Source organism: Catenulispora pinistramenti, assembly GCF_018274385.1.
Classification (GTDB): Bacteria; Actinomycetota; Actinomycetes; order Streptomycetales; family Catenulisporaceae; genus Catenulispora; species Catenulispora pinistramenti.
Genome location: NZ_JAAFYZ010000516.1, coordinates 1 through 754 on the forward strand (window position 1 = coordinate 1; position 754 = coordinate 754).

A 754-nucleotide genomic window follows, 5' to 3' on the forward strand; every position below is an offset into this window, starting at 1 on the left:
CCGCCGAGCACCGGCAGATCCGCGACCACCGTGCACGACCCAGGCGCGATCTCGGTGAACCCGGCGTCGCGCACCAGCGGACGTCCGGAGTCGGCGAGCGCCGGCCACGCGTCCTTGGGCGCGACGCGTACCGCGAGCGGGAAGGCGGCGTCGGCCCAGTCCTTGCGCTGCGCGTCGCTGAGGCGCCACCAGGCGATCTGCGCGGCGTGCCCGACTTGGGCCATCGACTTGCCGGCGGTCATCTCCAGCTCGGGATTCAGCCAGAGCACCGGCAGGGAGCCGGGCTCGACCGGGGCGGGTGGTTCGGTGTCGTCGAGGTCGGTGCCGGAGACTTGGAGGCGTGCGAGGTCTTTGGGCCAGCCGTCCAGAGGGACCGGCGGGTAGACGCGCACTTGTGCGGTGTCGCCGGTGACCGTGATGCCCGGCAGGGCTTCGGCGCGCGTCCACTCCGCGCCGCGCGCTCGGCGCACCACCTTGCGGATCCGGCCGTCGGTCCAGGCGTGCACCAGCGGCGCCCACTCGCCGTCGGTGGCGCGCGGGTCCGACAGGAAGGTGAGCACAGCGCGCGCGGCGGTCTCCAGTGCGTCAGTGCGTTGCGGCGGTGCCGCGCGCTCGATGCGGACCACCAGCGGCAGTACGTATTGCGGGTTCGCGTCGCGCGCCGCCGCCTCGGACTCGGTGGCCGCTGCGACAGCGGGCACGGCGGGGGCCGCGGTAGGCGGGGCGAAGGGGTCGCCGGGGTCGGGGTCCGTGA

General features: G+C 74.9%; 1 protein-coding gene. It reads right to left on the reverse strand.

Features of this window, described 5'->3' with window-relative positions; genetic code table 11:
* Positions 1-701 (reverse strand): peptidyl-tRNA hydrolase (locus KGQ19_RS48760; protein ID WP_212022476.1); only part of this gene is annotated, 701 nt, incomplete at its 3' end.
* Positions 702-754 lie beyond the last annotated feature (53 nt).